The 26,425-nt window shown below is 64.4% G+C and carries 22 protein-coding genes and 1 tRNA gene; 12 read left to right on the top strand and 11 right to left on the bottom strand.

Going from position 1 to position 26,425, the window contains the following annotated elements; genetic code table 11:
• Window positions 1-45: 45 nt before the first annotated feature.
• Window positions 46-738, top strand: a complete 693-nt coding sequence (locus V6N07_RS01250) for an invasion associated locus B family protein (protein ID WP_371153431.1) — start codon at window positions 46-48, stop codon at window positions 736-738.
• A gap of 54 nt (window positions 739-792) precedes the next feature.
• Here V6N07_RS01250 and V6N07_RS01245 read toward each other — a convergent pair whose 3' ends face one another.
• Genes V6N07_RS01245 through V6N07_RS01230 form a run of 4 tightly spaced genes read right to left on the bottom strand, consistent with a single transcriptional unit; the run spans window position 793 to window position 4,986 of the window.
• The gene (locus V6N07_RS01245) at window positions 793-2,001 is read right to left on the bottom strand and encodes a beta-ketoacyl synthase (protein ID WP_371153430.1); all 1,209 of its coding nucleotides are present in this window, start codon (window positions 1,999-2,001) and stop codon (window positions 793-795) included.
• Window positions 2,001-2,273, bottom strand: a complete 273-nt coding sequence (locus V6N07_RS01240) for an acyl carrier protein (RefSeq protein ID WP_371153428.1) — start codon at window positions 2,271-2,273, stop codon at window positions 2,001-2,003. Before V6N07_RS01240 ends, V6N07_RS01245 begins: the two co-directional genes overlap by 1 nt.
• Window positions 2,263-3,369, bottom strand: coding sequence for a UDP-3-O-(3-hydroxymyristoyl)glucosamine N-acyltransferase (gene lpxD, locus V6N07_RS01235; RefSeq protein WP_371155355.1), 1,107 nt, complete (start codon window positions 3,367-3,369; stop codon window positions 2,263-2,265). The genes V6N07_RS01240 and lpxD overlap by 11 nt, the downstream gene beginning before the upstream one ends.
• Before the next feature lie 36 nt (window positions 3,370-3,405).
• On the bottom strand, window positions 3,406-4,986 hold the full coding sequence (locus V6N07_RS01230; protein ID WP_371153426.1) for a murein L,D-transpeptidase: 1,581 nt from the start codon (window positions 4,984-4,986) through the stop codon (window positions 3,406-3,408).
• 291 nt (window positions 4,987-5,277) lie between these two features.
• Between V6N07_RS01230 and V6N07_RS01225 the strand changes: the two genes are divergently transcribed.
• On the top strand, window positions 5,278-5,841 hold the full coding sequence (locus V6N07_RS01225) for a YcbK family protein (RefSeq protein WP_371155354.1): 564 nt from the start codon (window positions 5,278-5,280) through the stop codon (window positions 5,839-5,841).
• A gap of 69 nt (window positions 5,842-5,910) precedes the next feature.
• On the opposite strand, the gene V6N07_RS01220 is transcribed toward V6N07_RS01225, so the two are convergent.
• The 5 genes from V6N07_RS01220 to V6N07_RS01200 all read right to left on the bottom strand — a co-directional run bounded on the left by V6N07_RS01220 (window position 5,911) and on the right by V6N07_RS01200 (window position 13,960).
• Window positions 5,911-6,981: an ABC transporter ATP-binding protein gene (locus V6N07_RS01220; protein ID WP_371153424.1), complete on the bottom strand. Its 1,071-nt coding sequence runs from the start codon at window positions 6,979-6,981 to the stop codon at window positions 5,911-5,913.
• Window positions 6,982-7,049: 68 nt separating this feature from the next.
• Window positions 7,050-7,481, bottom strand: a complete 432-nt coding sequence (locus V6N07_RS01215; RefSeq protein ID WP_371153423.1) for a hypothetical protein — start codon at window positions 7,479-7,481, stop codon at window positions 7,050-7,052.
• 138 nt (window positions 7,482-7,619) lie between these two features.
• Window positions 7,620-12,137: a Hint domain-containing protein gene (locus V6N07_RS01210; RefSeq protein ID WP_371153421.1), complete on the bottom strand. Its 4,518-nt coding sequence runs from the start codon at window positions 12,135-12,137 to the stop codon at window positions 7,620-7,622.
• Between the two features lie 825 nt (window positions 12,138-12,962).
• Window positions 12,963-13,047, bottom strand: a tRNA-Leu gene (locus V6N07_RS01205).
• Between the two features lie 55 nt (window positions 13,048-13,102).
• Window positions 13,103-13,960, bottom strand: coding sequence for a neutral zinc metallopeptidase (locus V6N07_RS01200; protein ID WP_371153420.1), 858 nt, complete (start codon window positions 13,958-13,960; stop codon window positions 13,103-13,105).
• Between the two features lie 70 nt (window positions 13,961-14,030).
• Between V6N07_RS01200 and V6N07_RS01195 the strand changes: the two genes are divergently transcribed.
• Both V6N07_RS01195 and V6N07_RS01190 read left to right on the top strand, forming a co-directional pair.
• A complete protein-coding gene (locus V6N07_RS01195; RefSeq protein ID WP_371153419.1) occupies window positions 14,031-14,609 on the top strand; it encodes a YqaA family protein in 579 nt (192 codons plus the stop codon).
• Window positions 14,606-15,070 carry a disulfide bond formation protein B gene (locus tag V6N07_RS01190; protein ID WP_371153418.1) on the top strand — a complete coding sequence of 155 codons (465 nt, stop codon included), beginning with the start codon at window positions 14,606-14,608 and terminating at the stop codon, window positions 15,068-15,070. The genes V6N07_RS01195 and V6N07_RS01190 overlap by 4 nt, the downstream gene beginning before the upstream one ends.
• Window positions 15,071-15,088: 18 nt before the next feature.
• Here V6N07_RS01190 and V6N07_RS01185 read toward each other — a convergent pair whose 3' ends face one another.
• Entirely contained in the window at window positions 15,089-15,367 is a 279-nt protein-coding gene (locus V6N07_RS01185) for an usg protein (RefSeq protein WP_371153417.1), read from the bottom strand.
• A gap of 203 nt (window positions 15,368-15,570) precedes the next feature.
• On the opposite strand from V6N07_RS01185, the gene gyrA reads away from it, so the two are divergent.
• The 5 genes from gyrA to gluQRS all read left to right on the top strand — a co-directional run bounded on the left by gyrA (window position 15,571) and on the right by gluQRS (window position 22,185).
• On the top strand, window positions 15,571-18,330 hold the full coding sequence (gene gyrA / locus V6N07_RS01180) for a DNA gyrase subunit A (RefSeq protein ID WP_371153415.1): 2,760 nt from the start codon (window positions 15,571-15,573) through the stop codon (window positions 18,328-18,330).
• 109 nt (window positions 18,331-18,439) lie between these two features.
• The gene (locus V6N07_RS01175) at window positions 18,440-19,273 is read left to right on the top strand and encodes a LysR family transcriptional regulator (protein WP_371153413.1); all 834 of its coding nucleotides are present in this window, start codon (window positions 18,440-18,442) and stop codon (window positions 19,271-19,273) included.
• A 61-nt stretch (window positions 19,274-19,334) separates the two neighbouring features.
• Window positions 19,335-20,684, top strand: coding sequence for a methylenetetrahydrofolate--tRNA-(uracil(54)-C(5))-methyltransferase (FADH(2)-oxidizing) TrmFO (trmFO, locus tag V6N07_RS01170; protein ID WP_371153411.1), 1,350 nt, complete (start codon window positions 19,335-19,337; stop codon window positions 20,682-20,684).
• Window positions 20,681-21,298, top strand: a complete 618-nt coding sequence (locus tag V6N07_RS01165) for a class I SAM-dependent methyltransferase (RefSeq protein ID WP_371153409.1) — start codon at window positions 20,681-20,683, stop codon at window positions 21,296-21,298. Before trmFO ends, V6N07_RS01165 begins: the two co-directional genes overlap by 4 nt.
• An 11-nt stretch (window positions 21,299-21,309) precedes the next feature.
• Window positions 21,310-22,185, top strand: a complete 876-nt coding sequence (gene gluQRS / locus V6N07_RS01160) for a tRNA glutamyl-Q(34) synthetase GluQRS (protein WP_371153407.1) — start codon at window positions 21,310-21,312, stop codon at window positions 22,183-22,185.
• Here the strand turns inward: gluQRS and V6N07_RS01155 are convergent.
• Window positions 22,182-23,345: a M20 aminoacylase family protein gene (locus tag V6N07_RS01155; protein WP_371153405.1), complete on the bottom strand. Its 1,164-nt coding sequence runs from the start codon at window positions 23,343-23,345 to the stop codon at window positions 22,182-22,184. The genes gluQRS and V6N07_RS01155 overlap by 4 nt on opposite strands.
• A gap of 56 nt (window positions 23,346-23,401) precedes the next feature.
• On the opposite strand from V6N07_RS01155, the gene mazG reads away from it, so the two are divergent.
• The 3 genes from mazG (at window position 23,402) to V6N07_RS01140 (ending at window position 26,380) form a co-directional block, all read left to right on the top strand.
• The gene (gene mazG / locus V6N07_RS01150) at window positions 23,402-24,268 is read left to right on the top strand and encodes a nucleoside triphosphate pyrophosphohydrolase (RefSeq protein ID WP_371153403.1); all 867 of its coding nucleotides are present in this window, start codon (window positions 23,402-23,404) and stop codon (window positions 24,266-24,268) included.
• Window positions 24,269-24,339: 71 nt separating this feature from the next.
• Window positions 24,340-25,347, top strand: a complete 1,008-nt coding sequence (locus V6N07_RS01145) for an extracellular solute-binding protein (protein WP_371153401.1) — start codon at window positions 24,340-24,342, stop codon at window positions 25,345-25,347.
• 94 nt (window positions 25,348-25,441) lie between these two features.
• Window positions 25,442-26,380 (top strand): nucleoside hydrolase, encoded by a 939-nt coding sequence (locus V6N07_RS01140; protein ID WP_371153400.1) that lies wholly within the window; start codon window positions 25,442-25,444, stop codon window positions 26,378-26,380.
• The last annotated feature ends 45 nt before the right edge of the window (window positions 26,381-26,425 follow it).

The following is a 26,425-nucleotide window of genomic DNA, read 5'->3' as shown; positions in this document are numbered from 1 at the left end:
AAGATGCTAGACGGGCCGCAAATCCACTTCAGAAGGTGTGCCGTGATGATCGACATGCAGACCCGTTTTTCCCTTCGCCTGGCCCCTGCCCTGGCCCTGACCGCCCTGATCGGTATCGCAACGGTGCCGGGCGTGGCGACCGCCCAGACGACGGACGCCGACGCGGAAACCACAACGGAAACGACGGCAGAGCCGACGACCGAGACCAGCGAAGAGACGACCGGCGCGGATGACGCCGCCGCCTCTGTCCTGTCGACCGGCGAGCCGGTTCAACAGGCCAACACCGGTCCAAACATCTATGTTCGCGAGGAGCATGGCGACTGGGAGGTGCGTTGCCTCGAAGCGCCCGAAGGTCAGGAAGATCCCTGTCAGATGTTCCAGCGGCTGAGCGATCAGTCCGGGAACCCGACCGCTGACATCAATATCTTCGACCTGCCGGACGGTGGCGACATCGTTGCCGGTGCGACGATCGTGACACCGCTGCAGACACTGCTGACCGCACAGGTCACCGTGACCATCGACAGCAATGAGCCGCGCCGCTATCCGTTTGCGTTCTGCGACACGACCGGTTGCTTTGCGCGCATGGGCTTTCAGGCCGATGACATCGCCCGCATGCGCCGCGGCGCAAAGGCGATCATTCGCGTCGTGCCCGCCCAGGCCCCCGATCAGGCCGCTGACCTGACCATGTCCCTGACGGGCTTTACCGCCGGCTATGAGGCCGTGACGGTCGCAAACTGATACGGACCGACATGGCGTGGTCACGGGGCGTCCCATCGGGGCGCCCTTTGTCGTTCACGTCGCGCGCAACGCCAGAACCGCGTTCATGCCACCAAAGGCAAAGGCATTCGACAAGCAGGCCGTCACCCGTGTTTCGCGCGCAATGTTGGGCACGACATCCAGCGCGCATTCCGGGTCCATTTCCTGCCAGTTCGCCGTCGGGGCGATCACCCCGTCGCGCAGCGCCATGATACAGGCCAGCAGTTCGATCGCGCCGGTCGCCCCGATGCAATGTCCGTGCATCGATTTGGTCGAGGATATCGCCAAACGATCCGCATGCCGGTCGAACACATGCGCCACGGCCGCGCATTCCGTCTTGTCGTTGGCCGCCGTGCCGGTGCCATGGGCATTGATGTATCCGATGTCCGACGCGTTCAGGCCCGCGTCCCGCAGGGCCCCGGTCATCGCACGTTCGGCCCCCTGACGGGACGGCATGACGATGTCGGATGCGTCCGAGGTCATGGCGACGCCCGCGATCTCGGCCAGGATATCGGCACCCCGCGCCCGCGCATGCTCGTATTCCTCCAACACGAAGATGCCCGCCCCTTCGCCCTGCACCATACCGGACCGGGTGGCGCAGAACGGTCGACAGGTGTCGCGCGACATCACGCGCAGGCCTTCCCACGCCTTGACCCCGCCAAAGCACAGCATCGCTTCGGCTCCGCCCGTCACCATCACATCCGCCATGCCGGAGCGGACGAACTGAAACGCCTGACCGATGGCATGGTTCGACGAGGCGCATGCCGTGGCCACGGTGAAGGACGGGCCCTTGAGGTTCCATTCCATGCTGACATGCGCGGCGGCGGCGTTGTTCATCAGCTTCGGCACGACGAAGGGATGAACACGGTTCTTCCCCTCTTCGTAGACGACGCGATAATTCTGATCCTGCGTGTTCAGGCCCCCACCCGATGTGCCCAGAACGACACCGGCCCGTGCCGCCGTTTCGCCGGTGAACGTCAGGCCCGCCTGGCCAATCGCCTCGCGCGCGGCAAGGATCGCGAATTGCGTATACCGGTCGAACAGCGCGATCTGCTGGCGGTTGAAATGCGCACCCTCGTCGAAATCATGGACCTGCGCGCCGATGCGTATGGTCAGACGGTCCACGTCGGGAATGTCCAGCGGCCCGATCGCACATCGCCCCTCGCGCATGGCGTCGAGGGTTTCGGGCACATCCGCCCCAAGGGCGTTGACCGTGCCCGCCCCCGTGATGACGACACGCCGCATCAGCCGCGTTGCCGCGCGATCAGACCTTCGACCGCCGTGACGATCGCGCCGACCGACGAGATATCGAATTCGGCGGATTTGCCAGGCTCGTTCGCGTTGAACGGCACCGTGATGTCGAAGCCTTCCTCGATGGCAAAGATCGCCTCGACCACGCCCATGCTGTCGATCCCCAGATCGGCAGGGCTGGCCGCATCGGTGACGTCGGTTTGATCGATCATCGCCTGTTCGGCGAGAATGGCATGTACGCGGCTGCGAATGTCTTCAGTCTTCATGACCCCTGCCCTGCACCAGATTTGCGACAGTCTTGCGAAGGTCCGCCAGCTGTTCGGCCATGCGGGGCAGACGGCGGATCGCCTTGTAGCTGGCGACATGCGCGTCCATCTTGACCGCCGGATAGCCGAGGATGACCGACCCCGACGCCACGCGGGTAAAGATCTTGGTCGCGCCCCCGGCGACCACGTCGTCGCCGATGGTGATGTTGTCGTTGACCCCACATTGCCCGCCCAGCACCACGCGGTTCCCGATGGTCGACCCACCGGCCATGCCGACCTGACCGCAGATCAGGCAATCCTCGCCGATCCTGTTGTTGTGACCGATATGCACGAGGTTATCGATCTTGGTGCCGCGACCGACGCGCGTATCCGCAACCGTGCCCTTGTCGATGGTGGCATTTGCCCCGACCTCGACATCGTCCCCGATCGTCACGGATCCCAGGGAATGGATGCGCACCCACGGCTGTTCCACGACGTCCCCTTGATCACCCAGGCTGCGACGGGCCTTTTCGACGCCCGACTCCTGCTCGGTGACGAAGCTGAAACCGTCGCCCCCGATCACGGCGCCGGGCTGACAGACGAAGCGGTCACCGATGGTCACACCGCTGCCGATGGTCACGCGCGGATGTATCAGGGCATCGGTCCCGATATGCGTGTCGTTGGCCACGGTCACGTGACTGCCCAGACGGGCACCATCCCCGAGCGTCACATTGGCCCCGATGATCGCATAGGCCCCGATCGAGACATTGGCCCCGAGGGTTGCGGATTCGTCGATCATGGCGGTCGGATGGATGACACCGACCCCCATGTCCGGACCGGGATCCAGCGCCGAGGTGATGCCCGCCATGGCAAGCCGCGCGCGCGGAACCGTGACAGCTCCGGCCAGCCCCATCGCCTGCCAATCGGCCCCATCCCACAGGATGGCGGCACGGGCCCGTCCTTGTGTCAGGGCCTCCGCATAGGCGGGCGACATCGCCAGCGCGAGGTCATCGACACCCGCCGATGACGGCTCGGCCGCGCGGTTGAAGGTCAGGGACCCATCGCCGAGAACGGGTCGCCCCAAGGTGTCGGCAATCTCTTGCAGCGTGAACATCAGACTTCCCCGCGGGCGTGCGTCGCCCCTCAGGGGGACTTAACTGCGCTGTCGGTCCAGTTCCACCCCGGCATCGCGCAGCGCGCGCAGCAACTTGGCGTCACGGCCATATGGGTCGCCGCGATAATTCGCGCGCCCGAGCGGTGTGACCCACGCGGACCAATAGACGATATGCACGCCGATCGGATCGTCGAGGTTGACCCGACGCTCGTTCCCCGTACGCAGGATGCGGTCGAAATCGTCCTTCGGCGTCTCCGACTGTGGTGCGAGCAGATGATAGGCCAGCTCCAGCGGGCGCCCGACCCGTACGCACCCATGGCTGAACGTGCGCAGGTCGCGGCTGAACAGGTTCCGCGAAGGGGTATCGTGCAGATAGATGTTGTACTTGTTCGGGAACATGAACTTGACCCGGCCAAGCGCATTGCGCGGGCCCGGCGGCTGTTTCAGGCTGAACGGAAAGTTTGCCGCGGTGTACTGGCTGAAGTTGATGTTGTTGCGGTTCACGCGGCCCGACCGGGAATAGACCTCCAGGTGACGGGCCCCGCCACGGCGCAGCGCCGGCAGATATTCGTTGACCGTGATCGACCGGGGAACATGCCAATAGGGGTTGATGACCATATGCGTCATCGTATGGCTGAACTCCGGCGTGCGGCGATCCGGGGTATCAGCGCCCACCACGACGACGGTGTCGAAGGTCACCTTGCCTTCGTCGACGACATAGGCGTGCTGTTCGGCCAGGTTCACGAGGATATGGCGGTCTTCCAGCGGCTTGTTCATCCACCGCTGACGCTCCAGCCCGATGACGATCTGCGCCATCCGGTCGTCGAGAGAGACGTTGATTGCCTGAAGGGTGCTAGCCCCCGCTTCGCCATCCGGGGTCAGACCGTGATCGATCTGAAACTCGCGCACCGCGCTTTCGAGCGCCGCATCATAGGCAGCCACCGCCGACCGGCGAAGATACCCCATCCGGATCAGCCGATTGCGCAGCTCGACCACGTGGCGACCCGTCGAACCGGGACGCAGCGTGCCCCCCCCGACAGTCGGCCCCCAACCACCGGCGGCGCGGATCTCTTCCAGCCTCAGCTTTTCGCGCAACAACCGGGTATAGGCAGGCGACGTCGGCCACAGACCCTGCACGAAGACGTAAGGATCGCCCTCGGTGAACTGCGTGATCTGTTCGAGCCAGTCGCGCTTGGGCACTTCGACCTTGATCGTGCTGTCGACCTGCGATGGATCGAGAATGCCGCTGCTCACGTCCTGCGCATAACGCAGGAACCTGCGCGTCATCTCCACCTCCAGCGCGCCACGCGCCTCGGGCGTGGATGCGGCGGCGAAATCCGCGCGGATGGTGGCCGCATCGTAACGCCCGGCCGGCAGGCCGTGGTTGTCTGCGGCATCCAGCGCCCACAGGAAAGCGGCGCGGCGATGTTCGGCCCCTTCCCCCATCCAGATCGGCGCAAAATCACGATCGCGATAGAACGCCGCGATCGACGCATCCTCGCTGGCCGCCTGCGCCACGGCCTGCTGCATCGGCGTCACGAGGGGCGCTGCGGTCACAGCCTGCGGAACACCAAGTGCGAAGACAAGCGCAAGAGCCGTCAGGGAACGATGTAAGGCCATGAAAATCTTCCACAATAAACCGGTCGAAAAGACCCTAAGGGACTGCAACCCCGAGTCCATTCACGAATCCGTAATTCCGAGGCGTTACCCAACCCACAGTAACAGGCAGGCCACACCTGTGACGAAACCCGACGGTTTGGCGGTTTTCTGCTCAATTTTCGGGATCCACGGCTTAGCGTTCGAGAATCGGGCGCCCTGTGTCAAACGGATATCGTCACATGGGGATGAGACAACTGAGGCCGCGAAGACGGTCCGGACAGATGAATGGGGCTATAAGTGACCGATCTGAAAATGACGGACGGACCACGGCTATCGCGTCGTGGGCTTTTGGGTGCATTCGCCGCAACCGCTGTTGCTGCTGCACCAACGTATTCCAAAGCCGCAGGGTTCCTGCGCGGTGGCGGTGATATTCGTCGCATCAAGATGCACAACGCGCGAACCGGCGAGACGATGGACACGATCTACTGGGTCGAGGGTCGCTACGTGACCGACGCCCTGAAGGAGATCAACTTCTTCTTCCGCGACTGGCGCCGGAACGAAGTCAAGCAGATCGACAACCGCACGGTGGACATCATTGCCGCGACCCACAACCTCGTGGATGCGTCGGAGCCGTTCCTGCTGTTGTCGGGCTACCGCTCACCCGCGACGAACGCCATGCTGCGCTCGCGGTCCAGCGGCGTCGCGCGCAACTCGCTGCACCTGCAAGGTCAGGCCGCCGACCTCCGCTTGTCCTCGCGTTCGGTCAGTCAGGTCTCGCGTGCGGCGGCATCCTGTGGCGCAGGCGGTGTCGGTCGGTACTCCGGCTCGAACTTCACGCATGTCGATTGCGGCGTGGTCCGCACCTGGGGCCGCTGACCCCGATACGCCGCCTCAATTCCTGCAAACAACAGCCGCCCACGGGCGGCCTTTGCCGTGTGACACCGCTCAGCTTTGCGGAAACACGAAGCAGCGATCACGCCGGATGGACAGCCACATCACCGTTCCGACCTTCGGAAGGAACACGGCTGGTACCGTCGCAGTGATCCGCGAAGTCCCATCGTCCATCACGAACTCGACAAGGCTTTCCTTCCCCATGAACCGGGCACGCTCCACCGTTCCGCGCGCGGGCGTGCCTTCGGCGGGCGTCGGGTTCGGGCCATGGCCCTGTCGGTCGAAATCCAGACGGACGTGTTGGGGCCGGAAAACGATATCGACCACGGTCCCGTCGTCCAGACCGGGCGCAAGGAATGCGCCGAATGGCGTGTCCGTCAGCGCGCCCGTCACGACCCCCTGCAACGAGTTGATATCGCTGAAGAACGCGGCCGCAGCCGGATCGATCGGCGTGTTGTAGATATTGTAGGGGGCCGCCTGTTGCACGATGCGGCCATCCCGCATCAGCGCAATCTCGTCGGCCATGCGCATCGCCTCGTCCGGTTCATGCGTGACCAGCAGGACAGCCGTCCCCTCCTCCTTGAGAACCGAAAGGGTCGCATCCCGGATTTCGTCCCGCAACCGGTTGTCGAGGCCCGAGAAGGGCTCATCCATCAGCATGATGCGCGGGCGCGGCGCCAAGGCGCGGGCAAGCGCCACGCGCTGCTGCTCTCCGCCGGACAACTCATGCGGGTGCTTGTCGTCGTATCCCGCCAGATCCACACGCGTCAGCAATTCCTGCACACGGGCACCGGATACGGCATCGCGCGGCAGGCCAAAGCCGATGTTCTGGGCGACCGTCAGATGTGGAAACAGGGCGAAGTCCTGAAACATCAGGCCAACGCCCCGCTGTTCCGGCGGCACATGTGTCGCCCCGCCCGAAACGACAGCCCCGTTCAGCCAGACTGTCCCGGCGTCCTGCCGGTCGACGCCTGCGATGATGCGCAATGTCGTCGATTTGCCGCATCCGGACGGCCCCAGCAGACATGTCACCTGACCCGGAGCAACCGACAGGTCGATTCCGTCCACGACATTCCGCCCGCCCAGATGGCGGATCAAACCTTGCGTGCGCAGTCCCGGTTGCATGTATCAGAAATACCCGACTGTTACGGTCGGGATGACCTAACAGCGCCGCCAGACGGCGGCAAGCGGGGTCAAAGGACCTCGCCCACCTGCTTTTCCTGACGCGCATAGAGGTAGATCACGAAGCTGAGCGCCGCGACGAGAGCAAGCGTCACCCATGTCAGCCACCCGCCACCGACAAGCGCAATCAGGGTCGGCGATGCGACCAGAATGGCCCAGACATACAGCACCAGCAGCGAGATGAACGACAGGCCCAGCATCCAGACAGCGGGCCGCAGATGCGCCAACAGGCAAAGAGACCCGACAAGGGCCAAGGTCGCCTGCACCGCCCAGACACCGTGAACCCAGTTCGGCAGCCCGGCCAACCAGTCGAGCTGATCCTGCGGATACATCGTCAGCCATCCAGCGGTCAGCCCGTAGGACACGAGGATATATTCCGCCATCGACAGGGTGCCGAAAACGAGGGCGATGAGACCCATTACATAGAAATGCCAGCGCCGCATGATCCCTCCGCGCGTGTCTTTGTCATTCGGGAGTTACCACTTTTTCCCCCGACCACAAATGCAGATCGGGGGGCACGGTCACCCGTCCCCCCCGTCTGTCATACCGATCCGGTGTGAAATCGGCCCGAGACCTGCCTGTTACCTGACCAGAAGCTCGGCCTCGCGACGCTTGAGCATCCGACGGGCCGCGGTATAGGCCGCGCGCCCTTCCTGATTGGCCAGTTCGGGGAAGATCGCCAGGATCTCCTCGCGCTGGGCATCGGCAAGACCGTTCAGCGTCTGATCACCGGGCTGGAAGCTTTCGGTCCAGGCACCGTCGGACAGGATGACCTCGTGGTTGTCGAACATGACGTGCACATAGGTCGTCTCGCAGGCATCCATCCGCTCGATCCCCGGACGGCCGACCAGGTGTTTGGCTGCGACGAGCACTTCCCGCTCATCGAAGTAGAGCATCGTCTCGTCGTTCGAGATCAGGACGCGGTGCTGCGGCGATACCATCATGTCCCGTTCCGGCAGGCCGTGGCCCAGCGCACCCTTGCGGATCATCACCGGGCGGTAGGCTTCGTTGACCACCATTTCGGCGGCGGCCATCTTGCGTGCCCCGGTCCAGCGCAGAACCTGAATGCCATTGTCACGGGTGATGACCCGGTCGCCGGCGGTCAGGCTTTCCACAGGAACTTCACCGTTCGGCGTCGCGATCAGCGTGCCGGGGGTGAAGCAGGGTATGACGTTCTCGATCTCCTCGAACTTGGCGGTGCCACCATCAAGGAAGGTGACGATGCCATCCTCCCGATCGGCAGAGGTATAGGTGATGAAATCGACGCCGGATCCGGTCAGATCCAGGGTATCGAAGTCATCCCCGCCGCCGCCGCCATCGACGTGGTCGCCCGAGGTGACGCGCGTGAAGACGTCGCGGTCATCTCCGCCAGACAGGCTGTCGGCGCCGCCGTCCTGACCGCCCGAGATCGAGTCGTTGCCAGCCCCGCCGAACACCGTGTCATCGCCCTTGCCGGCGCGGATCAGGTCATCGCCCGCACCGCCGTCGATCAGGTCGTTGCCACCGTCGCCGGTGAGGGTGTCATTGCCGTCACCCCCCAGAAGGACATCGTCGTTGGCCGCGCCCGACAAGCTGTCGTCACCTGCGCCACCGTCCAGCGTATCGTCGCCGCCGTTGCCTTCCAGCAGGTCGTTGCCGTCACCGCCCGACAGGCTGTCGTCGCCCAGACCGCCCGAAAGGCTGTCATCGCCGTCACCACCGTCAAGCGTGTCATCCCCATCTTCACCCTGCAGGGTGTCGTTGGCCTGACCGCCGATCAGGCTGTCGTCGCCGGTGCCGCCGAACAGCTGGTCCTCGTCGATGCCGCCGTCCAGCGTATCGTTGCCAGCGCCGCCAACCAGCGTGTCGTCGTCGTCCTGACCAAAGATCAGGTCGTCACCGTCGCCACCATCGACGAAATCGAGGCCGTTGTTCTCGACCAGATCGCCGTTGTTGGCACCCGGCTCGTCGATGATGTTCAACGCGTCGGGGAAGCGGGGGTCCAGACCGGCATAGACCGTGTCATTGCCACCACCGGCAAGGATCGTGTCATTCCCTTCGCCGCCAATGATGAAATCGTCACCGTCGTTGCCTTGAACGTCGTCGTCGTCGAGGCCGGCATCGATCGTGTCGTTGCCGTCACCGCCCGTGATGGTATCGCGGTCATCACCGGTACGGATGCTGTCGTCGCCGTCACCGCCATCGACGCTGTCGCGATCGTTTTCCGTGTCATCGTCCGCGGGGAACAGGCCGGGATAGCCGATATCGGGCCGCCCGATGTCGCCGGAAACGATCGTGTCGTTGCCTTCACCACCCTGAATGGTGTCGGACCCGTCGCCGCCGGTCAGATCGTCGTCGCCATCGTCGCCGGTGATGCTGTCGTCACCATCCTGACCGTCGATGACGTCGTCACCTTCGCCGCCGGACACGGTGTCGCTGCCGCCGCCTGCTTCGATGGTGTCGTCCCCACCGTTGCCTTCGATGACATCGGCATCGTCGGTGATCTGGTCGCCGCCGCCGTCGGTCGGATCGTTGCTGTCGTCATAACCGACCAGCATTTCTTCGCCCGAGTCCTCACCGTCGACGATGCCATCGGGGTCGGCGGTGGCATCGACCGTGATGGTCACCGTGGCCGTATCCGTGCCGCCATTTCCATCCGTGACGGTATAGGTGAAGCTGTCCTCTCCGTTGAAGTCCGGGTCCGGCGTGTAGCTGACGGTGCCGTCGCCATTGTCGACGACCGTTCCGTTTGCCGGCTGCCCGAAACTGTCGATGGTCAGGGTGTCGCCGTCCACGTCGGTGTCGTTGCCGATCAGGTTGACCACGACCGCGCCGCCGTCCTCGACGGCAGAGCCGTTGTCGTCGTTTGCGACCGGGTCGTCGTTGACCGGCGTGACGCCGATGTTCACGGTGCCGGTCGTTTCACCTCCCTGCCCGTCGGACACGGTGTAGGTGAAGCTGTCGGACCCGTTGTAATCGGCATTCGGCGTATACTCGAACGTGCCGTCGCCATTGTCGGTCAGCGTGCCATTGTCCGGCTGCGTAAAGCCGGTGATGGTCAGCGTGCCGCCGTCCGGGTCGCTGTCGTTGGCCAGGGGGGTAATCGTGACGGTATCGTCCTCGTCCACCGTGACCGTGTCATCCTTGACGATCGGGTCCTTGTTGGCCGCGCCGATGACATTCTCGATGTTGAAGAACTGCGCCGTTTCACCGGTGCGATCCCCGTCCGCGTTCAGGAAGAAGATCGTGCCGTTTTCGGCGTTGGTCTCATCGTAGTCGACCTCGGCCGCAATGCCGGTCAGGTCGAGGGTGTCGAAATCGTTGCCGCCTTCGTTGCCATCGATCACGTCACCGACCGAGATGTTGACGAACACGTCCTGGTCATCGCCACCCGACAGGTCGTCCGCGCCCTCGCCACCGTCGATGGTGTCGTCGCCGCCTTCTCCGAAGATCGTGTCGACGCCTTCACCACCCAGCAGGATATCATCGCCGCCCTCGGCGTCCGTGAAGCCGATGATCGGGTCGAAGAACACGTCCGTAATGTTGATGCCGCTGGCGCCGTTGGCATCCTGCTCGTGCAGGATCTCGATCCGGCTGACCGGGCCTGCGATCGACACGGTGGCCGAATAGTCGTCTTCCGAGTCGGGGGCATAGCCGCCGTTGCTGTCGACGACGTTGCCCGTGACGGTGACCTTGGAGCCACCGTCCAGAACGACGTCCGTCGCGTCGCCGTTCTCGTCGAAGGCGCGCACGGTCACGAGGCTGTTGCCGTCGATGTCGGTGATGTTGAAGGACACGTCCTTGACGGCGGTCGAAAAGCCGAACTCGAAGCTGCTGTTGTCGCCGTTGTCGCGCAGGTCGGAGTTGAAGTTCGAGTTCGCGTTGATCGTTTCGGAGCCGGAGTCGATGCCGTCCACGTCGCTTTCAGCGGTATCGAAGGTATTCGTCGCCCGGCCGGACGTTCCCGTCGTGGTGAACGTCACGTCGACGGAGCCGGTGTTCTGGCTGGCGCCCGAGGCCGCGACACCGTTGCCGAAGCCCGACACCTCGGACCAGTTGAAGCTTTCGCGCGGACCATAGATCGGGTCACCGCCGCCGCCATTGTTGTCGCCGTAGATCAGGTCGTCGCCCGCGTTGCCTTCGACGGAATCGTCGCCGCCGCCGCCAAGCAGCGTATCGTCGCCCGCCTCGCCCAGCAGGGTGTCGTTGCCACCGTCGCCGTTCGCGGCGTCGTCGCCGGCCCCCATCACAAGGCGATCGTTGCCCTCACCACCGGTCGCGGTGTCGTTCCCCGACCCGCCCCCGATGACATCATTGCCGTCGCCACCGTCCAGCACGTCATTGCCGGGTCCGCCGATCACGGTGTCGTTGCCGGCACCGCCCTCGATCGTGTCGTTACCGGTTTCGCCATACAATTCGTCGTTGCCGTCTTCGCCGCGCACGATGTCGTCGGCAACGCCAGCGTACACGGTATCGTCGCCACCACCGGCCAGCACGAGGTCTTCGTCACCCGTGGTGCCTTCGACGCCGAGCGCGTCGTCGTTGTCGATTTGGTCGCCCGCGCTGTCGACATAGTCGATATCGATCAGCTCGCCCGCGGCGGTGCCGTTCACCACGCCGTCAGGGGCCGTTTCGGGCGTGAAGGCAAGGTTGTCGACCCCGCCCGAGCCGTTGATGACGACCGTCATGTAGGATGCGCCCTCGACATTGATGTCGAAGTCCTTGAACTCACCGTCGCGGGTGATCGGGCAGAAACGCTCAAGCAGGTTGCCGTCCGCGTCATAGACCTTGATCGTGGCGCCACGCTCGATGTCGACCATGGTGATCGAGTTGACGGTCGACGTGGATTCGAAGTCGAAACGGAAGCAGGCGCCGCTTGCGTTGTCATCCGGGTCGCTGCTGTCGCCGTCTTCCGAGGCGATCAGGATACCCCCGGCATCCGCGTTCAGCAGGTCGTCGTCCCCACCGCTGACCGGACCATTCGGATCCTGCGTGGCGTCGAAGATCATCGCCGGGTTCGAGGAATTGAGGCTGGAGATGGTCACACCCTGCGAGGTGTACTGCCCGTCTACGATCGTGCCGGCATCCAGGTCGTTGAAGTCGATCAAAGTCTTGGTCATCGTTAAAGGCTCCCATGCCGCGCCGTGGCGCGCGCGCCGCGCGGCAAACCGGCAGATAGTGTGAATGAACGGGACACGAGCCCGCGATTTGCGCTGACCGGGGTCAGTGCGATCGATATCGTGGGCGTTTGCGTCGTGGCTGCCATGACGGCACCTCCGTTCGGTCCTGCAAGACACCTACCGGAAGACGATGACGCGGATGCGGCGGGCGGACGCACAAACAAGGGCAATTTGGAGGACGCAGGCCAAGCATACGTGACGGTTCTCTTGAACCTGATGCGTGCAGCCGAAACAGCCCCACACCCCGCACGTCGTCGGCAGCGCCCCCCAAAGGACACTCACTTGTGCGGCCGCCCCCGTGGCCAGCAGACATCGCCCCCCAGTTGGGCTTGCACGAAGTTTTAGCGGAAATGGGACACCAGTAAAAGTCTGTTACTACTCAACTAAGTTAATCGTGACGAGACCGCGGCAGCCCACCCGGAGACACGCCTGTTTTTTAGGCGCCCCCAGATGTTCCTTGTCGTGCATGTGGAAACAGTAAAACAGGGGCCTGCTGGGCGGAAGGTCGGCGCGCAATCGACGAATGCACTGCAAAAGACGCAATTCACCAATTTACCACTTACGAAGGCCGCGGCGGGTTTCGCGTCATTGTTGCCGGTTCGGAGACCGAAATGTGGCACGATGAGGATACGGTAAGGATCCAGTGTTTCCCCGAACGCAACCATGACAAGCACCTGCTGTCGCGACGATGGCGACAATGGCGGCCGGTGGGGGCGAATCGTTAAGACTGGAAAACGCGCCACATGGCGGCTTTGTCAGCGTTGTTGGTACCCGTGGCCGGACTCGAACCGGCAAGCCTCGCGGCGGCGGATTTTGAATCCGCTGCGTCTACCAATTCCGCCACACGGGCAACGCTGAGCAGGGCACTACATTCGTCGATTGGCGCCGTCAACGGCTCGTGTGCACTATAGTTGGCGCGCCGAGAAGGTATCGCAGGCGCGGATGTCCGCCTGCTCGTAGCCGGTTTGAAACCACCTTGCGCGTTGCTCGGACGTGCCATGCGAAAAGGTATGCGGCTGCGGGACGCGCCCTGCCCTGCGTTGCAGCGTGTCATCCCCGATCTGGCGTGCGGCGTTCACGGCCTCCTGCAGGTCGCCGGGCTCGACACTGCCGAAACGTTCCTCGGCATAGCGGGCCCAGATTCCGGAAAAACAATCCGCCTGCAGCTCGATCCTGACGGAAATCGCATTGCTCTCGATCTCGTTGGATTGGGCGCGGATGCGATTTGCCTGCCCCAGGATGCCCAGCTCGTTCTGGACATGATGCGCGATCTCGTGGGCAACTACATAGGCGGCGGCGAAATCTCCGTCTGCGCCAAGCCGATCCTCCAGCGTGGTGAAGAACGCCGTGTCGAGATAGGCCTTGCGGTCGGCGGGACAGTAGAAGGGACCCGTCGCCCCGGATGCGCCACCACAGGGCGAGGACGTCACCTCGGAAAAAAGGACCAGTGTTGCGGGGCGATACGGCTCACCGACCTGACGGCGGAAGATCTCGGCCCAGACCTCCTCGGTATCGGCAAGGACGACGGAAACGAATTGCGCCTCGCGCTGCTCGGCCGCCGAAATCGACCGGCTCTGTTCGCTGGGGGCGCTCTGCTGACCGTCGGACAGGAACGGGGACACGTCGATCCCGAAGAACCAGCCAATCAACAGGATCGCGATCAGGCCGACACCGCCGACGCCCCCGGCCATGCCCCCGCCACCACGCCGGGACCCACGCCGGTCCTCGATATTCGCGCTACCGCGCCGACCCTGCCATCGCATCTGCGTCTCCTGCCCGTGCTATGAACCGAACCGGCTTGACCCCGCCCGGGTTCCATGTGACCGGACATCCATGATCCGAGGTCTTTATGATTGGACGCTCGCCATGGCGAGCCACCCGCGTGCACTCTGGGCGCTCGCGCTGGTAAGTTTCGTGGAAAGTTCCGTCTTTCCCATCCCTCCCGACGTCATGCTGATCCCCATGATCCTTGCCGCCCCCCATCGTGCATGGCTGATCGCGGGCGTGTGCACCGTGGCCAGCGTTCTTGGCGGCCTTGCCGGGTATGCCATCGGCGCGCTGGCCTTCGAGACGTTGGGCGAGCCGATCCTGACCGCGCTCGGCAAGGCCGACAGCTTCTCCGCCTTCACCGAACGCTACAACGATTACGGTGCCTGGGCCGTTCTGATCGCCGGCGTGACGCCCTTTCCCTTCAAGGTCATCACGATCCTGTCGGGAACGACCGGCCTGTCCCTGCCAGTCTTCATCGTCTCGTCGATCATTGCCCGCGGCCTGCGCTTCTTCCTCGTCGGTGGCCTGCTGTGGGCCTATGGCGCGCCGATACGGGATTTCATCGAACGTCGGCTGGGCCTCGTGTTCACCGTGTTCTGCGTGCTGCTGATCGGTGGCCTTTTCGGGATCAGATACCTGTGACCCGCCTGCAGCTGACCGTCCTCGCCACCCTTGGCCATGTTGCCACCCTCGGCGGTGCCTTCCTGTTCCAGGCGTTCGGATATGCCCCCTGTGCGATGTGCCTGTGGCAGCGCTGGCCACATGCCGCGGCGATCCTGTTCGGCGTGCTTGCGCTGGCGGGCATTGCCCCGCGTATCATGGCCGGCGTTGCCGGGGTCTCCGCGCTGATCACGTCGGGTATCGGTGTCTACCATGCAGGGGTCGAACAGAAGTGGTGGGACGGCCCCAGCAGTTGCACGGGCGGCGGCAGCGACCTTGGCGGCTTCTCTGGCACGGACCTGCTGAGTACCGACATCGTCGACACCGTGGTCATGTGTGACGACATCGTCTGGCAGTTGGGCCTGACAATGGCCGGCTGGAACGCCGTCCTGTCCCTTGGGCTGGCGATCATCTGGGCCATCGCCGCGCGGCGCGCGACCTGACGCTGCGATCAAGGCAGTCTAGTGGATCGTGAATTCACCCTGCACGTTGCGCCATTCGCCGGGGGCGATCATCTTGCGGTGAACAAAGCGGACGGAGTGCAGCGGCCCTTCGATCTCCTGCCCCCAGTATTCGATGAAACGAAACAGGCGCGGATGGTCCGGCGCGAGGTCGTAGTCCTGCCAGACGAAAGTGTTGATGACATGCGGGTGGTCGGGCATGTGATAGAACATCTCGGCCGTGGTCAGGCCATATCCCTTCAGCAGCAGTTCCGTCTCGGACTGCGGGGAATCTGTCATGGCTGCTCCTTTCATGGCGGGGTCTTTGCGCCCCGGACTCCCAGCCTGCCACGACCGGCTTAACAGTCAATGAAAACAATCTGTTGGCAGATGTGGCGGTTGGCTGCCAATGCAAGCGCCTGCTGGGCGTTGAGCCCATATGAAGTGGGTGCTACAACGTCTCTCAACGAGATATAGACCCGAACCACGGGCCGGAGATTCCGATGAACGACGATCCGCAAACCCCTGAAAACGAAGAAGAAGGCCCGGGCCGTGTCGTCATGGCGCATGACGGACCTCAGGTCAGCATCATCGACGAGATGCGGACCTCCTTCCTCGACTATGCCATGTCGGTCATCATCAGCCGTGCGATCCCGGACCTGCGGGATGGCCTGAAACCTGTGCATCGGCGCATTCTTTACGCGATGCATGAAACCGGCAACACGCATGAGAAGTCCTATCGCAAGTCCGCGCGCCCCGTGGGCGACGTGATGGGCAAATACCACCCGCACGGCGACAGCGCGATCTACGAGGCGCTGGTGCGGATGGCGCAGGATTTCTCCATGTCGCTGCCCCTGCTCGATGGTCAGGGCAACTTCGGATCGATGGACGGCGACAACGCGGCGGCCATGCGCTATACCGAGGTGCGGATGGACAAGCCCGCCGCCTTCCTGCTGGCCGATATCGAAAAAGACACCGTCGACATGGTGCCCAACTATGACGGCAAGGATCTGGAGCCTGCGGTCCTGCCCGCACGGTTCCCGAACATGCTGGTCAATGGCGCGGGCGGCATTGCCGTCGGCATGGCCACCAACATTCCGCCGCACAACTTGGGCGAAGTCATCGACGCCTGCCTTGCGCTGATCGACAACCCGGACCTGTCGTCCGAGGAACTGATCGAATACGTCCCCGGCCCCGACTTTCCGACCGGCGGCATCATCCTTGGTCGATCCGGCATCCGCAAAGCGTACCTCGAAGGGCGCGGGTCCGTCATCATGCGCGCCAAGACGCGGGTGGAGGAGATCCGCAAGGACCGCTACGCCATCGTCATCGACGAGGTGCCCTACCAGGTCAACAAGGCTACGATGATCGAAAAGATCGCCGAGGCCGCCAAGGAAAAGCGGATCGAGGGCATCGCCCACGTGCAGGATGAATCCGACCGGATCGGCGTGCGTGTCGTCATCGAGTTGAAGCGCGACGCCACCGCCGAGGTCGTCCTGAACCAGTTGTTCCGTTTCACGCCCATGCAGACCAGCTTTGCCTGCAACATGCTGGCCCTGAACGGGGGGCGCCCGGAACAGCTGACCCTGCGCCGGTTCCTGACCGCCTTCCTGTCGTTCCGCGAAGAGGTCATCGCCCGCCGCACCGCGTTCGAGTTGAACAAGGCGCGCGAGCGGTCGCACATCCTGTGTGGTCTGGCCGTCGCCGTGTCGAATGTTGATGAGGTGGTGCGCACCATTCGCGCCTCTGCCGATGCCGCCGAGGCGCGTCAGAAGCTGATGGAACGTCGCTGGCCCGCGCAGGACATCCTGCAATACATCGCGCTGATCGACGATCCGACCCACAAGGCGAACGAGGACGGCACCTACAACCTGTCGGAAACGCAGGCCCGCGCCATCCTTGATCTGCGCCTGCAACGCCTGACGCAGATCGGCGTCAAGGAGGTCACGGACGAGCTGGAAGAGCTGGCCAAGAAGATCAAAGAATACCTTGAAATTCTCGGCTCCCGCGCGCGCATCCTGACGATCATCTCGGACGAGCTGCGCGAAGTGCGCAGCCTGTTCGCCGTCGATCGCCGCACGGAGATCACCGACTGGTCCGGCGACATGGACGATGAGGACCTGATCGAGCGTGAGGAGATGGTCGTGACCATCACCGCCTCCGGCTATGCCAAACGCACGCCGCTGGCCGAGTTCCGCGCGCAGAAGCGGGGCGGCAAGGGCACGGCGGGGATGACCACCAAGGAAGAGGACGTGATCACCACTCTTTTCGTGGCGAACACGCATACGCCGCTGCTGTTCTTCACGACCGATGGCATGGTCTACAAGCTCAAGACATGGCGCCTGCCACAGGGTGGGCGGACGGCCAAGGGCAAGGCATTGGTCAACCTGCTGCCGATCCAGACGGGCACGGGCATCGCCGCGATCATGCCCATCGACCGCGACGAGGATCACTGGGACGAGTTGCAGGTCGTGTTCTGCACCAATCAGGGCACGGTGCGCCGCAACAAGCTGTCCGATTTCGCCAACGTGATGCGCAACGGCAAGATCGCCATGAAGTTCGAAGGCGAATCCGAAGGCTGGTCGCTGATCAATGCTCGCATCGCCTCCAACGACGTTGACGTGATGCTGGTCACCCGGTCGGGCCGTGCGATCCGCTTCCCGGCGACGGACGTGCGCATCTTCAACTCCCGTGCATCGACCGGCGTGCGCGGCATCAAGCTGGGCGAGGATGACGCCGTCGTGTCGATGGCCGTGATCCGCCACTTCGATGCGACGTCCGAGGAACGGACAGCCTACCTCAAGATGCGCCGCGCGATGGCCGGTCTGGCCGATGAGGCCGAGGGCGAGGAGGAGGATGCACCCGCCGATCCCGACTTCTCGACCGAGCGCTATTCCGAGATGTCCGCGGCCGAGGACCTGATCCTGACCATCACCGAAGCCGGGGCCGGCAAACTGTCGTCGTCGCACGACTACCCCGTGCGCGGTCGCGGCGGCATGGGTGTCAGCGCGCAGGACAAGGCCGCCCGTGGCGGTGCCATCGTCGCCGCCTTCCCGGTCGAAATGGACGATCAGATCATGCTCGCCACTTCCACCGGACAGTCGATCCGCTGTCCTGTCGATGGCATCAGTTTCCGATCGCGCAGCGCAGGTGGCGTTCGGGTGTTCGATACGCGTTCCGGGGAAAAGGTCGTTTCGGTCGCACGGGTTGCCGAGGCCGAGGAAGACGTCGCGACGGACGACGGGGGGACGGAAACGGCCTGAGCCCCGACAGACACACCCCTTGCATTCTGCAAAGACGCCATTGCGCATTTCTAGACTGCCGCCTAGTTTGGCGGCAGTAGTGCGACGGCACGATGTGTGGGCGGACGTAATGACTCTCGACAATTGGGACGACCTGAAATTCGTGCTTGCCATGAGCAGGCATGGGACGATGTCCGCCGCCGCGCGCTATCTCGACACCAATGTCGCGACCGTGTCGCGGCGGATCGAACGTCTCAGCGGCGATCTGGACACGCCGCTGTTTGAAAAACGCGGGCAGACTTTCGTCGCGACCCCTGCCGCCAAACGCCTCGCCGAAATGGCGGAGGGGTTCGATCAGACACTACGCTGGGAGGTCGGCCGCCTGCAGGCCGGGAGCGATGCGGGCAGCATTCATCTGAACGTGGCTGCGCCGCCTGCGGTCCATCAGGCCTATACCCTGCCTCGCATGCACGAGCTGTCGGAAACGATGCCGCAGGTGAACATGACGCTGACGGAAAAGGTGTTTGCGCAGGGCCTCGGGGATGCGGATATCCAGGTACGCATCGGACGGCCCGAGGGCGGGCGCCTCAAGGCCCGGAAGTTCCGGAATTATGCCCTGCGCGTCTATCACGGCGCGGACCACAAGCTGGATGGTCAGTGGATCGGAATGTCCCTGCGGTATCCGGATCACGACATCCTGCGCCAGATCTATACCGATGCGGCGGAGACGCCACGCTACCGCGTCGAGGAGATGACGCTGGTGCACCACATGGTCACCACCACGGGGCTGCCCGGGGCCCTGCCTGACTTCATGGTCCGCCCCGAGGACAACCTGGTGGTTGCGGACCTGCCCGACAACGAACTGCCCAGCGAACTGTGGATCACGTATCACGAAACGCGGCAGTCGGACGAAACCCTGCGTGCCGTCGTGGACTGGTTGTGCCGCGTGGCGGCGACCGGCTGACGCGCGGTCTGCGACGCAGGTGGCCCTTTTCGCGGGGGGCCGTCGCGGCTATGACCGGGGTATGAGCACATCTCTTCATATCATCGGCGGCGGCATGGCCGGGTCCGAGGCAGCGTGGCAGGCGGCGACCGCCGGCGTTCCCGTCGTCATTCATGAAATGCGGCCCACGGTCGGCACCTTTGCGCACCGCACCGGCTCGCTCGCGGAAATGGTCTGTTCCAATTCGTTCAGGTCGGACGACGACGAACAGAACGCCGTTGGCCTGCTGCATTGGGAAATGCGGACCGCCGGTAGTCTGATCATGGAGATGGCGGATGCCCACCGCCTGCCCGCGGGCGGGGCCCTTGCCGTGGACCGCGACCCTTTTGCCGAGGCGGTGACCGAACGCCTGCGGTCGCATCCCCTCGTGACCGTCGTGGATGAGGAGGTCACCGACCTGCCCCGTGACGGACACTGGATCGTCGCAACTGGCCCCCTGACAGGCAGCAAGCTGGCCGAGGCGATCGCCGCGGAGGCCGGACAGGACAGCCTTGCGTTCTTCGACGCGATCGCGCCGATCGTTCACGCCGATACCATCGACATGGATATCGCATGGCGCCAGTCGCGCTATGACAAGGGCGACACGGAGGACGAGCGCACTGCCTACATCAACTGTCCGATGACCCGCGATCAGTACGAGGGGTTCATCGATGCCATGCTGGCCGCCGACAAGACGGAGTTCAAGGAAGGCGAGACGGCGGGCTACTTCGACGGTTGCCTGCCGATCGAGGTGATGGCCGAACGCGGGCGCGAAACGCTGCGCTTCGGTCCAATGAAGCCCGTCGGCCTGACCAACCCGCACGATCCGACCAACAAGCCCTATGCCGTGGTGCAACTGCGCCGCGACAACAAGCTGGGCACGCTGTACAATATCGTCGGTTTCCAGACGAAGATGAAATACGGCGCCCAGAAGGACGTGTTCGGAATGATCCCCGGCCTGCAGTCCGCGTCCTTTGCGCGTCTGGGCGGCATCCACCGCAATACCTTCATCAACTCGCCGACCCTGCTGGATGAGCAGATGCGCTTGCGCAGCCAGCCCAACGTGCGCTTCGCGGGTCAGATCACCGGAGTCGAGGGCTATGTCGAATCCGCTTCGATGGGCCTGCTTGCCGGGCGCATGGCCGCCGCCGAAATCCAGGGGCAGGCATTGCCCCCCGTGCCCGAGATGACCGCCATGGGCGCGCTGGTGACGCACATCACCGGCGGGGCCGACGCGAAATCGTTTCAGCCGATGAACGTCAACTTCGGCCTGTTTCCCCCCGTCGACGCCAAGGGCGGGCGGCGCGGACGGCAGGTGCGCTACAAGATGTATACCGACCGGGCCAAGGCCGCATGGACCGACTGGCTGGGCCTGCGCGCCGCCGCGGAATGACGGGCCGGCCGATGAAACCCGGCCTCTGGGCCCCCCGCTCGGTGGAAGAGACACGGCGCATCTACGCGGACTGGGCCGACACCTACGAAGAGGACGTGAACGCGGCGGGCTATGTCACGCCCGCCCGCGTTGCGTCGGCGCTCCGGGCGCATCTGCCGGATACGACGACGCCGGTTCTCGACTTCGGCTGCGGAACCGGGCTTTCGGGTGCAGCCCTGCAGGCCGAAGGTTTCGCGACGGTCGACGGCACCGACATCTCGCCCGAAATGCTGGAACAGGCCCGCACCAAGGGCCTGTACCGGAACCTCGTCATCGGTGATCCGGAGGCGCCCCCCCAGGTCGCGGGCTATGGCGCCGTCATCGCAACCGGCGTGATCAGCCTTGGCGCAGCACCTGCCGACATGCTGGACGCGGTTCTGACACAGCTGACACGCGGCGCGCTGCTCGTCTTCAGCTACAACGACGCGACCCTCGTCACCTCGGATTATCTCGACGCGGTGGCGCAGGTTCAGGCCGATGGTCTGGCACGGTTGCTCTGGGCGGAATACGGCCCGCATCTGCCAAGGACCGAGGGCGCGATGGGATCCACCGTCTACGTCCTGTCACGGCTCTGAGCGCTGGTCGGATGATCACCCGCTTCGCCCCGTCCCCGACCGGGCCGCTGCACCTCGGGCATGCCCTGTCCGCCATCTGTGCCCATGACATGGCGCGCGCGGCCGGTGGACGTTTCCTGTTGCGGATCGAGGATATCGACCGGCAACGCTCCAAGCGCGAATGGGAAGAGGCGATCCTGCATGATCTGGCATGGTTGGGCCTGACGTGGGATGCGCCGCCGATGCGGCAGTCGGATCGCATGGCGGCCTATGACGCCGCGCTCGGCGATCTGTGGGATCGCGATCTGCTCTATCCCTGCGTGTGCAGCCGGCGCGACATCGTCGAAGCCCTCGGCGCGCCGCAGGAAGGGGTGGAGCCGGTCCATGGCCCCGACGGCCCGATCTATCCGGGCACCTGTCACCCGGTTTCTTGGGCAGCCCGCGGATCACGGGACGGGCACCATCTGCGCCTGTCGGTACGCAACGTTCTGCGCCTGCTGGACGGGAATGCGCCGCCGACCTTTCAGGAAACGGGCCTGCCCGGCACGGGGCCGGTCGTCACACCATGGGCCGATTATGCCACCACCATCGGCGATATCGTCCTCGCGCGGCGCGATTTCGGGACATCCTATCACCTGTCCGTCGTGCTGGACGACGCGGCGCAGGGCGTCACGCATGTGGTGCGCGGCGTCGATCTGTTCGATGCCACGCGCATTCACGTCCTGCTGCAACGCCTGCTCGGCCTGCCGACGCCAACCTATCACCACCACGCCCTGATGCGCGACGGACAGGGCAAGCGCCTTGCCAAGCGCGACGATGCCCGATCCATCGCCAGCTATCGCGCCGCCGGCTGGACGCCGGAGGCGCTGCGCGATCATCTGACCAGATCGCTCGTGGCCCCCGACTAGGTCAGGGGCTGGGCCGTTTCGACCATGCGCGCGAAAAAGCTGGCCCCGATGGGGGCAATCGCATCGTTGAAGTCATATTGCGGATGGTGCAGCACCGGCCCCGGCCCCGACCCGAGGAACAGGTATGCGCCCGGCCGCGCGTTCAGCATGTAGCTGAAGTCTTCGGCCCCCATCTGCCGCCCGGTGTCGCCGGTCACGGCCTCGGCCCCGACGACATCCGCCGCGACCTTGCTGGCCAGTGCCGCCTTGTCCGGGTCGTTCACCGTCGCGGGATAGCCGCGCGCATAGCGGCAGGTGGCCGTGACGCCATAGCTGGCTGCCTGCCCGGCGACGATCTCGGCCAGCCGCCGTTCGACCATATCTTGGACGTGGGTATCGAAGGTGCGCACCGTGCCGCCGACGAAGGCCGTCTCGGGGATGATGTTGTCCGCCGATCCGGTATGAATCTGGGTGATCGACACGACCAGATCGTCGGAGGCAAAGTTGTTGCGGCTGACGATCGTCTGGATGGCCGTGCCGATGCCAAGGGCGGCGACGATCGGATCGCGGGTATCATGCGGCATGGCGCCATGCCCGCCTTTGCCGGTGATCGTGATCTCGAACGTATCGACCGCCGCCATGATCGGACCGGGCGTGGTGAAGAAATGGCCCTCGGCGAAGCCCGGCGCGTTGTGGATGCCATAGACCTGGCCGATATCGAAACGGTCCATCACGCCCGCCTCGACCATGACCTCGCCACCGCCGCCGCCTTCTTCGGCCGGCTGAAAGATCAGGGCGACGCGACCGGCAAAATTGCGCGTTTCCGCAAGGTACTTGGCCGCGCCCAGCAGCATCGTGGTGTGGCCATCGTGCCCGCAGGCATGCATCTTGCCCTCCGTCTCGGAGGCGTGGGGCACACCCGATGCCTCGTGAATCGGCAGGGCATCCATATCGGCGCGCAGACCGATGGTCGGCCCCGGCCCCTGCCCTTCGATGATCGCGACGATGCCCGACGTGGCGATGCCCTCGTGCACCTCGTCGACACCGAACTCCCGAAGCTTGTCCGCCACGAAGGCGGCCGTCCGGGGCAGATCGAATTGAAGCTCCGGGTGGCGGTGCAGCCATTGGCGCCAAGCGCGCATGTCGGGTTCCAACGCGGCGATAGAATTGATCACGGGCACGGGTTGTCCTTTCCTGCAGGTCAGGGGCAGATGACGCGAAACCGAAGGGGCGTGCAATGACCGAAGCGACAGGACGGGGCGGGATGGCAGACAACGACGATCTTTGCACGACACCGGGCGGCGGCCTGCCGCGTCTGCTGGCAATCATGGATCGGCTGCGCGACCCCGACGATGGCTGCCCCTGGGACATAGCGCAGGATTTCGCCTCCATCGCGCCCTACACGATCGAGGAGGCCTACGAGGTCGCCGACGCGATCACGCAGCTTGCGGGCGGGGGCGACAGGGCGTGGTCCGATCTGGAGGGCGAATTGGGCGATCTTTTGCTTCAGACGGTCTATCACGCACGCATGGGGGCCGAGCAGGGTCGCTTCGATTTTCATTCGATTGCGGACCGGGTGGCGCAGAAGATGGTCGACCGTCATCCGCATATCTGGGGCGATCAGAGCCGGGACAAGTCCGCCGCCCAGCAGGTCGCCGATTGGGAAGCGGTCAAGGCGGCCGAGCGCGCCGGCGAAGGCGCAAGGCGCACCCTCGATGGCGTGGCGCTGGGACTGCCGGGCATGACGCGGGCCGTGAAACTTCAGAATCGGCTGGCCCGCGTGGGGTTCGACTGGGGGGACACCCGTGACGTTCTGGCCAAGATCACAGAAGAGGCGGCCGAACTGGTCGAGGCGCGCGACAAGGCCGATCCCGATGCGATGGAGGATGAATTTGGGGATCTGATGTTCGTCATGGCAAACCTTGCCCGCCATCTCGGCGTCGACCCCGAAGCCGCGGTGCGGCGCACGAACGCCAAGGTCAGCCGCCGGTTCGCCGCAATCGAGGACCGGCTGGCCGCGGACGGGCGCACCCCCGCACAGTCCGATCTGGCCGAAATGGATGCGATGTGGACCGCGGTGAAAGCGGCCGAAAAATTGCCATAGTAAAAATGTCGGGATTGACCCGACTAAAATACTCGGGAATACAGGCGCGAACCTAACGCAAGGAGGCCACGATGCTTCGTTCCGCCATTTTCGCAACCACCGCCCTGACGATTGCCGCGCCCGTTTTCGCGGGCGAAGTCAACGTCTACTCCTATCGTCAGCCGGAGCTGATGCAGCCGCTGGTCGATGGGTTCGAGGCCGCAACGGGCCACAACGCCAACGTCGTCTACATCGACAATGGCATCACCGAACGTCTGGTTGCCGAAGGCCCCCGCTCCCCTGCGGACCTGATCTTCACCGTCGATATCTCGCGCCTTGCCGAGGCAAAGGCCGCAGGCGTGACGCAGGCCGTGTCCAGCGACGTGCTGGAGGCGAACATCCCCGACGCGATGCGCGACGATGAAGGCCACTGGTATGGCGTGACCACCCGTGCACGCATCGTCTATGCCAGCAAGGAACGCGTCGGCGAAGGCGAGATCACCACCTACGAGGATCTGGCCGATCCGAAGTGGGCCGGTCGCATCTGCACCCGCTCGGGCACGCATGTCTACACCATCGGCCTCGTCTCGGCCATGATTGCCCACAACGGCATCGACGACACCCGCACGTGGCTGGAGGGCGTCAAGACCAACCTCGCCAAGTCGCCCGAAGGCAATGACCGCGCGCAGGTTAAGTCGATCTGGGCCGGCGAATGCGACATCTCGCTGGGCAACACATACTACATGGGCGCCATGCTGGCCGACCCGGAGCAGTCGCAGTGGGCCAACTCGGTGCGCATCGCCTTCCCGACCTTCGAAGATGGCGAAGGCACGCACGTCAACATCTCCGGCGTCGCCATGACCCAGGGCGCATCCAACGAGGAAGAGGCGCTGGCGTTCATGGAATACCTGTCCTCGCCCGAGGCGCAGCAGATCTATGCAAACGTCGTCCACGAATATCCCGTCGCGCCGGGCACCGCGCCCTCCGACCTCGTGGCAGGCTGGGGCTCGTTGACGCCCGATACGACGGACCTGACCGAGGTGGCATCCTATCGTGCCGACGCCCTGAAACTGGTCGAAGAAGTCGACTTCGACGGCTGATGCCCGATCCGCGCCGGATGTATTTTCGGCGCGGACCGAAATCGGCACACGGGTCATGCTGGACAATTCCCTCCGACCCGTGTGCTGTACCCCCATGACACAGAAAATCATCATCGATACCGACCCCGGTCAGGACGACGCCGTCGCGATCCTTCTCGCGCTCGCCTCGCCCGAGCTGGAGGTTCTCGGCGTCACCGCCGTGGCCGGCAATGTTCCGCTCGACCTGACCGCCCGCAATGCGCGCATCGTTTGCGAACTGGCCGGACGGCCCGACATTCCGGTCTTTGCCGGGTGTGACCGCCCCATAGCGCGCACCCTTGTCACAGCCGAACACGTCCACGGCAAGACCGGCCTCGACGGGCCACAGATGGCCGATCCGACGATGCCGTTGCAGGACGCCCACGCCGTCGACTTCATCATCGATACGCTGCGCCGCGAAGAGGCAGGCACCGTCACGCTCTGCCCGCTTGGGCCGCTGACGAATATCGCCGTCGCCTTTCGCCGTGCCCCCGACATCATCGAGCGGGTGCAGCGGATCGTCCTGATGGGCGGTGCCTATTTCGAGGTCGGCAACATAACGCCAGCCGCCGAATTCAATATATACGTCGACCCGGAGGCCGCGAAGGAGGTCTTCGCCGCGGGCGTTCCGCTGGTCGTGCACCCGCTGGACGTGACGCACAAGGCGTTGACGACGGCCGAACGGGTTCAGGCGTTCCGCGATCTTGGCACCGAGGTCGGGCGCATGGTCGCGGCCTGGACCGATTTCTTCGAACGGTTCGACAAGGAAAAATACGGCAGTGCGGGCGCCCCGCTGCATGACCCCTGCGTGATTGCCTGGCTGATCGACCCGAATCTCTTTTCCGGCCGCGACGTGAACGTCGAGATCGAGGTCGACAGCCCCCTGACACGCGGCATGACCGTTGCGGATTGGTGGCGCGTCACGGACCGTCCGGCAAATGCGCTGTTCATCGGGGACGTGGATGCGGACGGGTTCTTTGCCCTGCTGACCGAACGTCTGGCGCGACTGGGCTAGGCCGGGGCCAGCCCCGGACCCCGCGGTATTTGTGGCCAGAGGAAG

The sequence above is a fragment of the Jannaschia sp. 2305UL9-9 genome, assembly GCF_041403465.1.
In the GTDB taxonomy this organism is placed as follows: domain Bacteria; phylum Pseudomonadota; class Alphaproteobacteria; order Rhodobacterales; family Rhodobacteraceae; genus Jannaschia.
The sequence above is the reverse complement of the archived record's forward strand: the minus strand, read 5'-3'. Positions and strand labels throughout refer to the sequence as shown.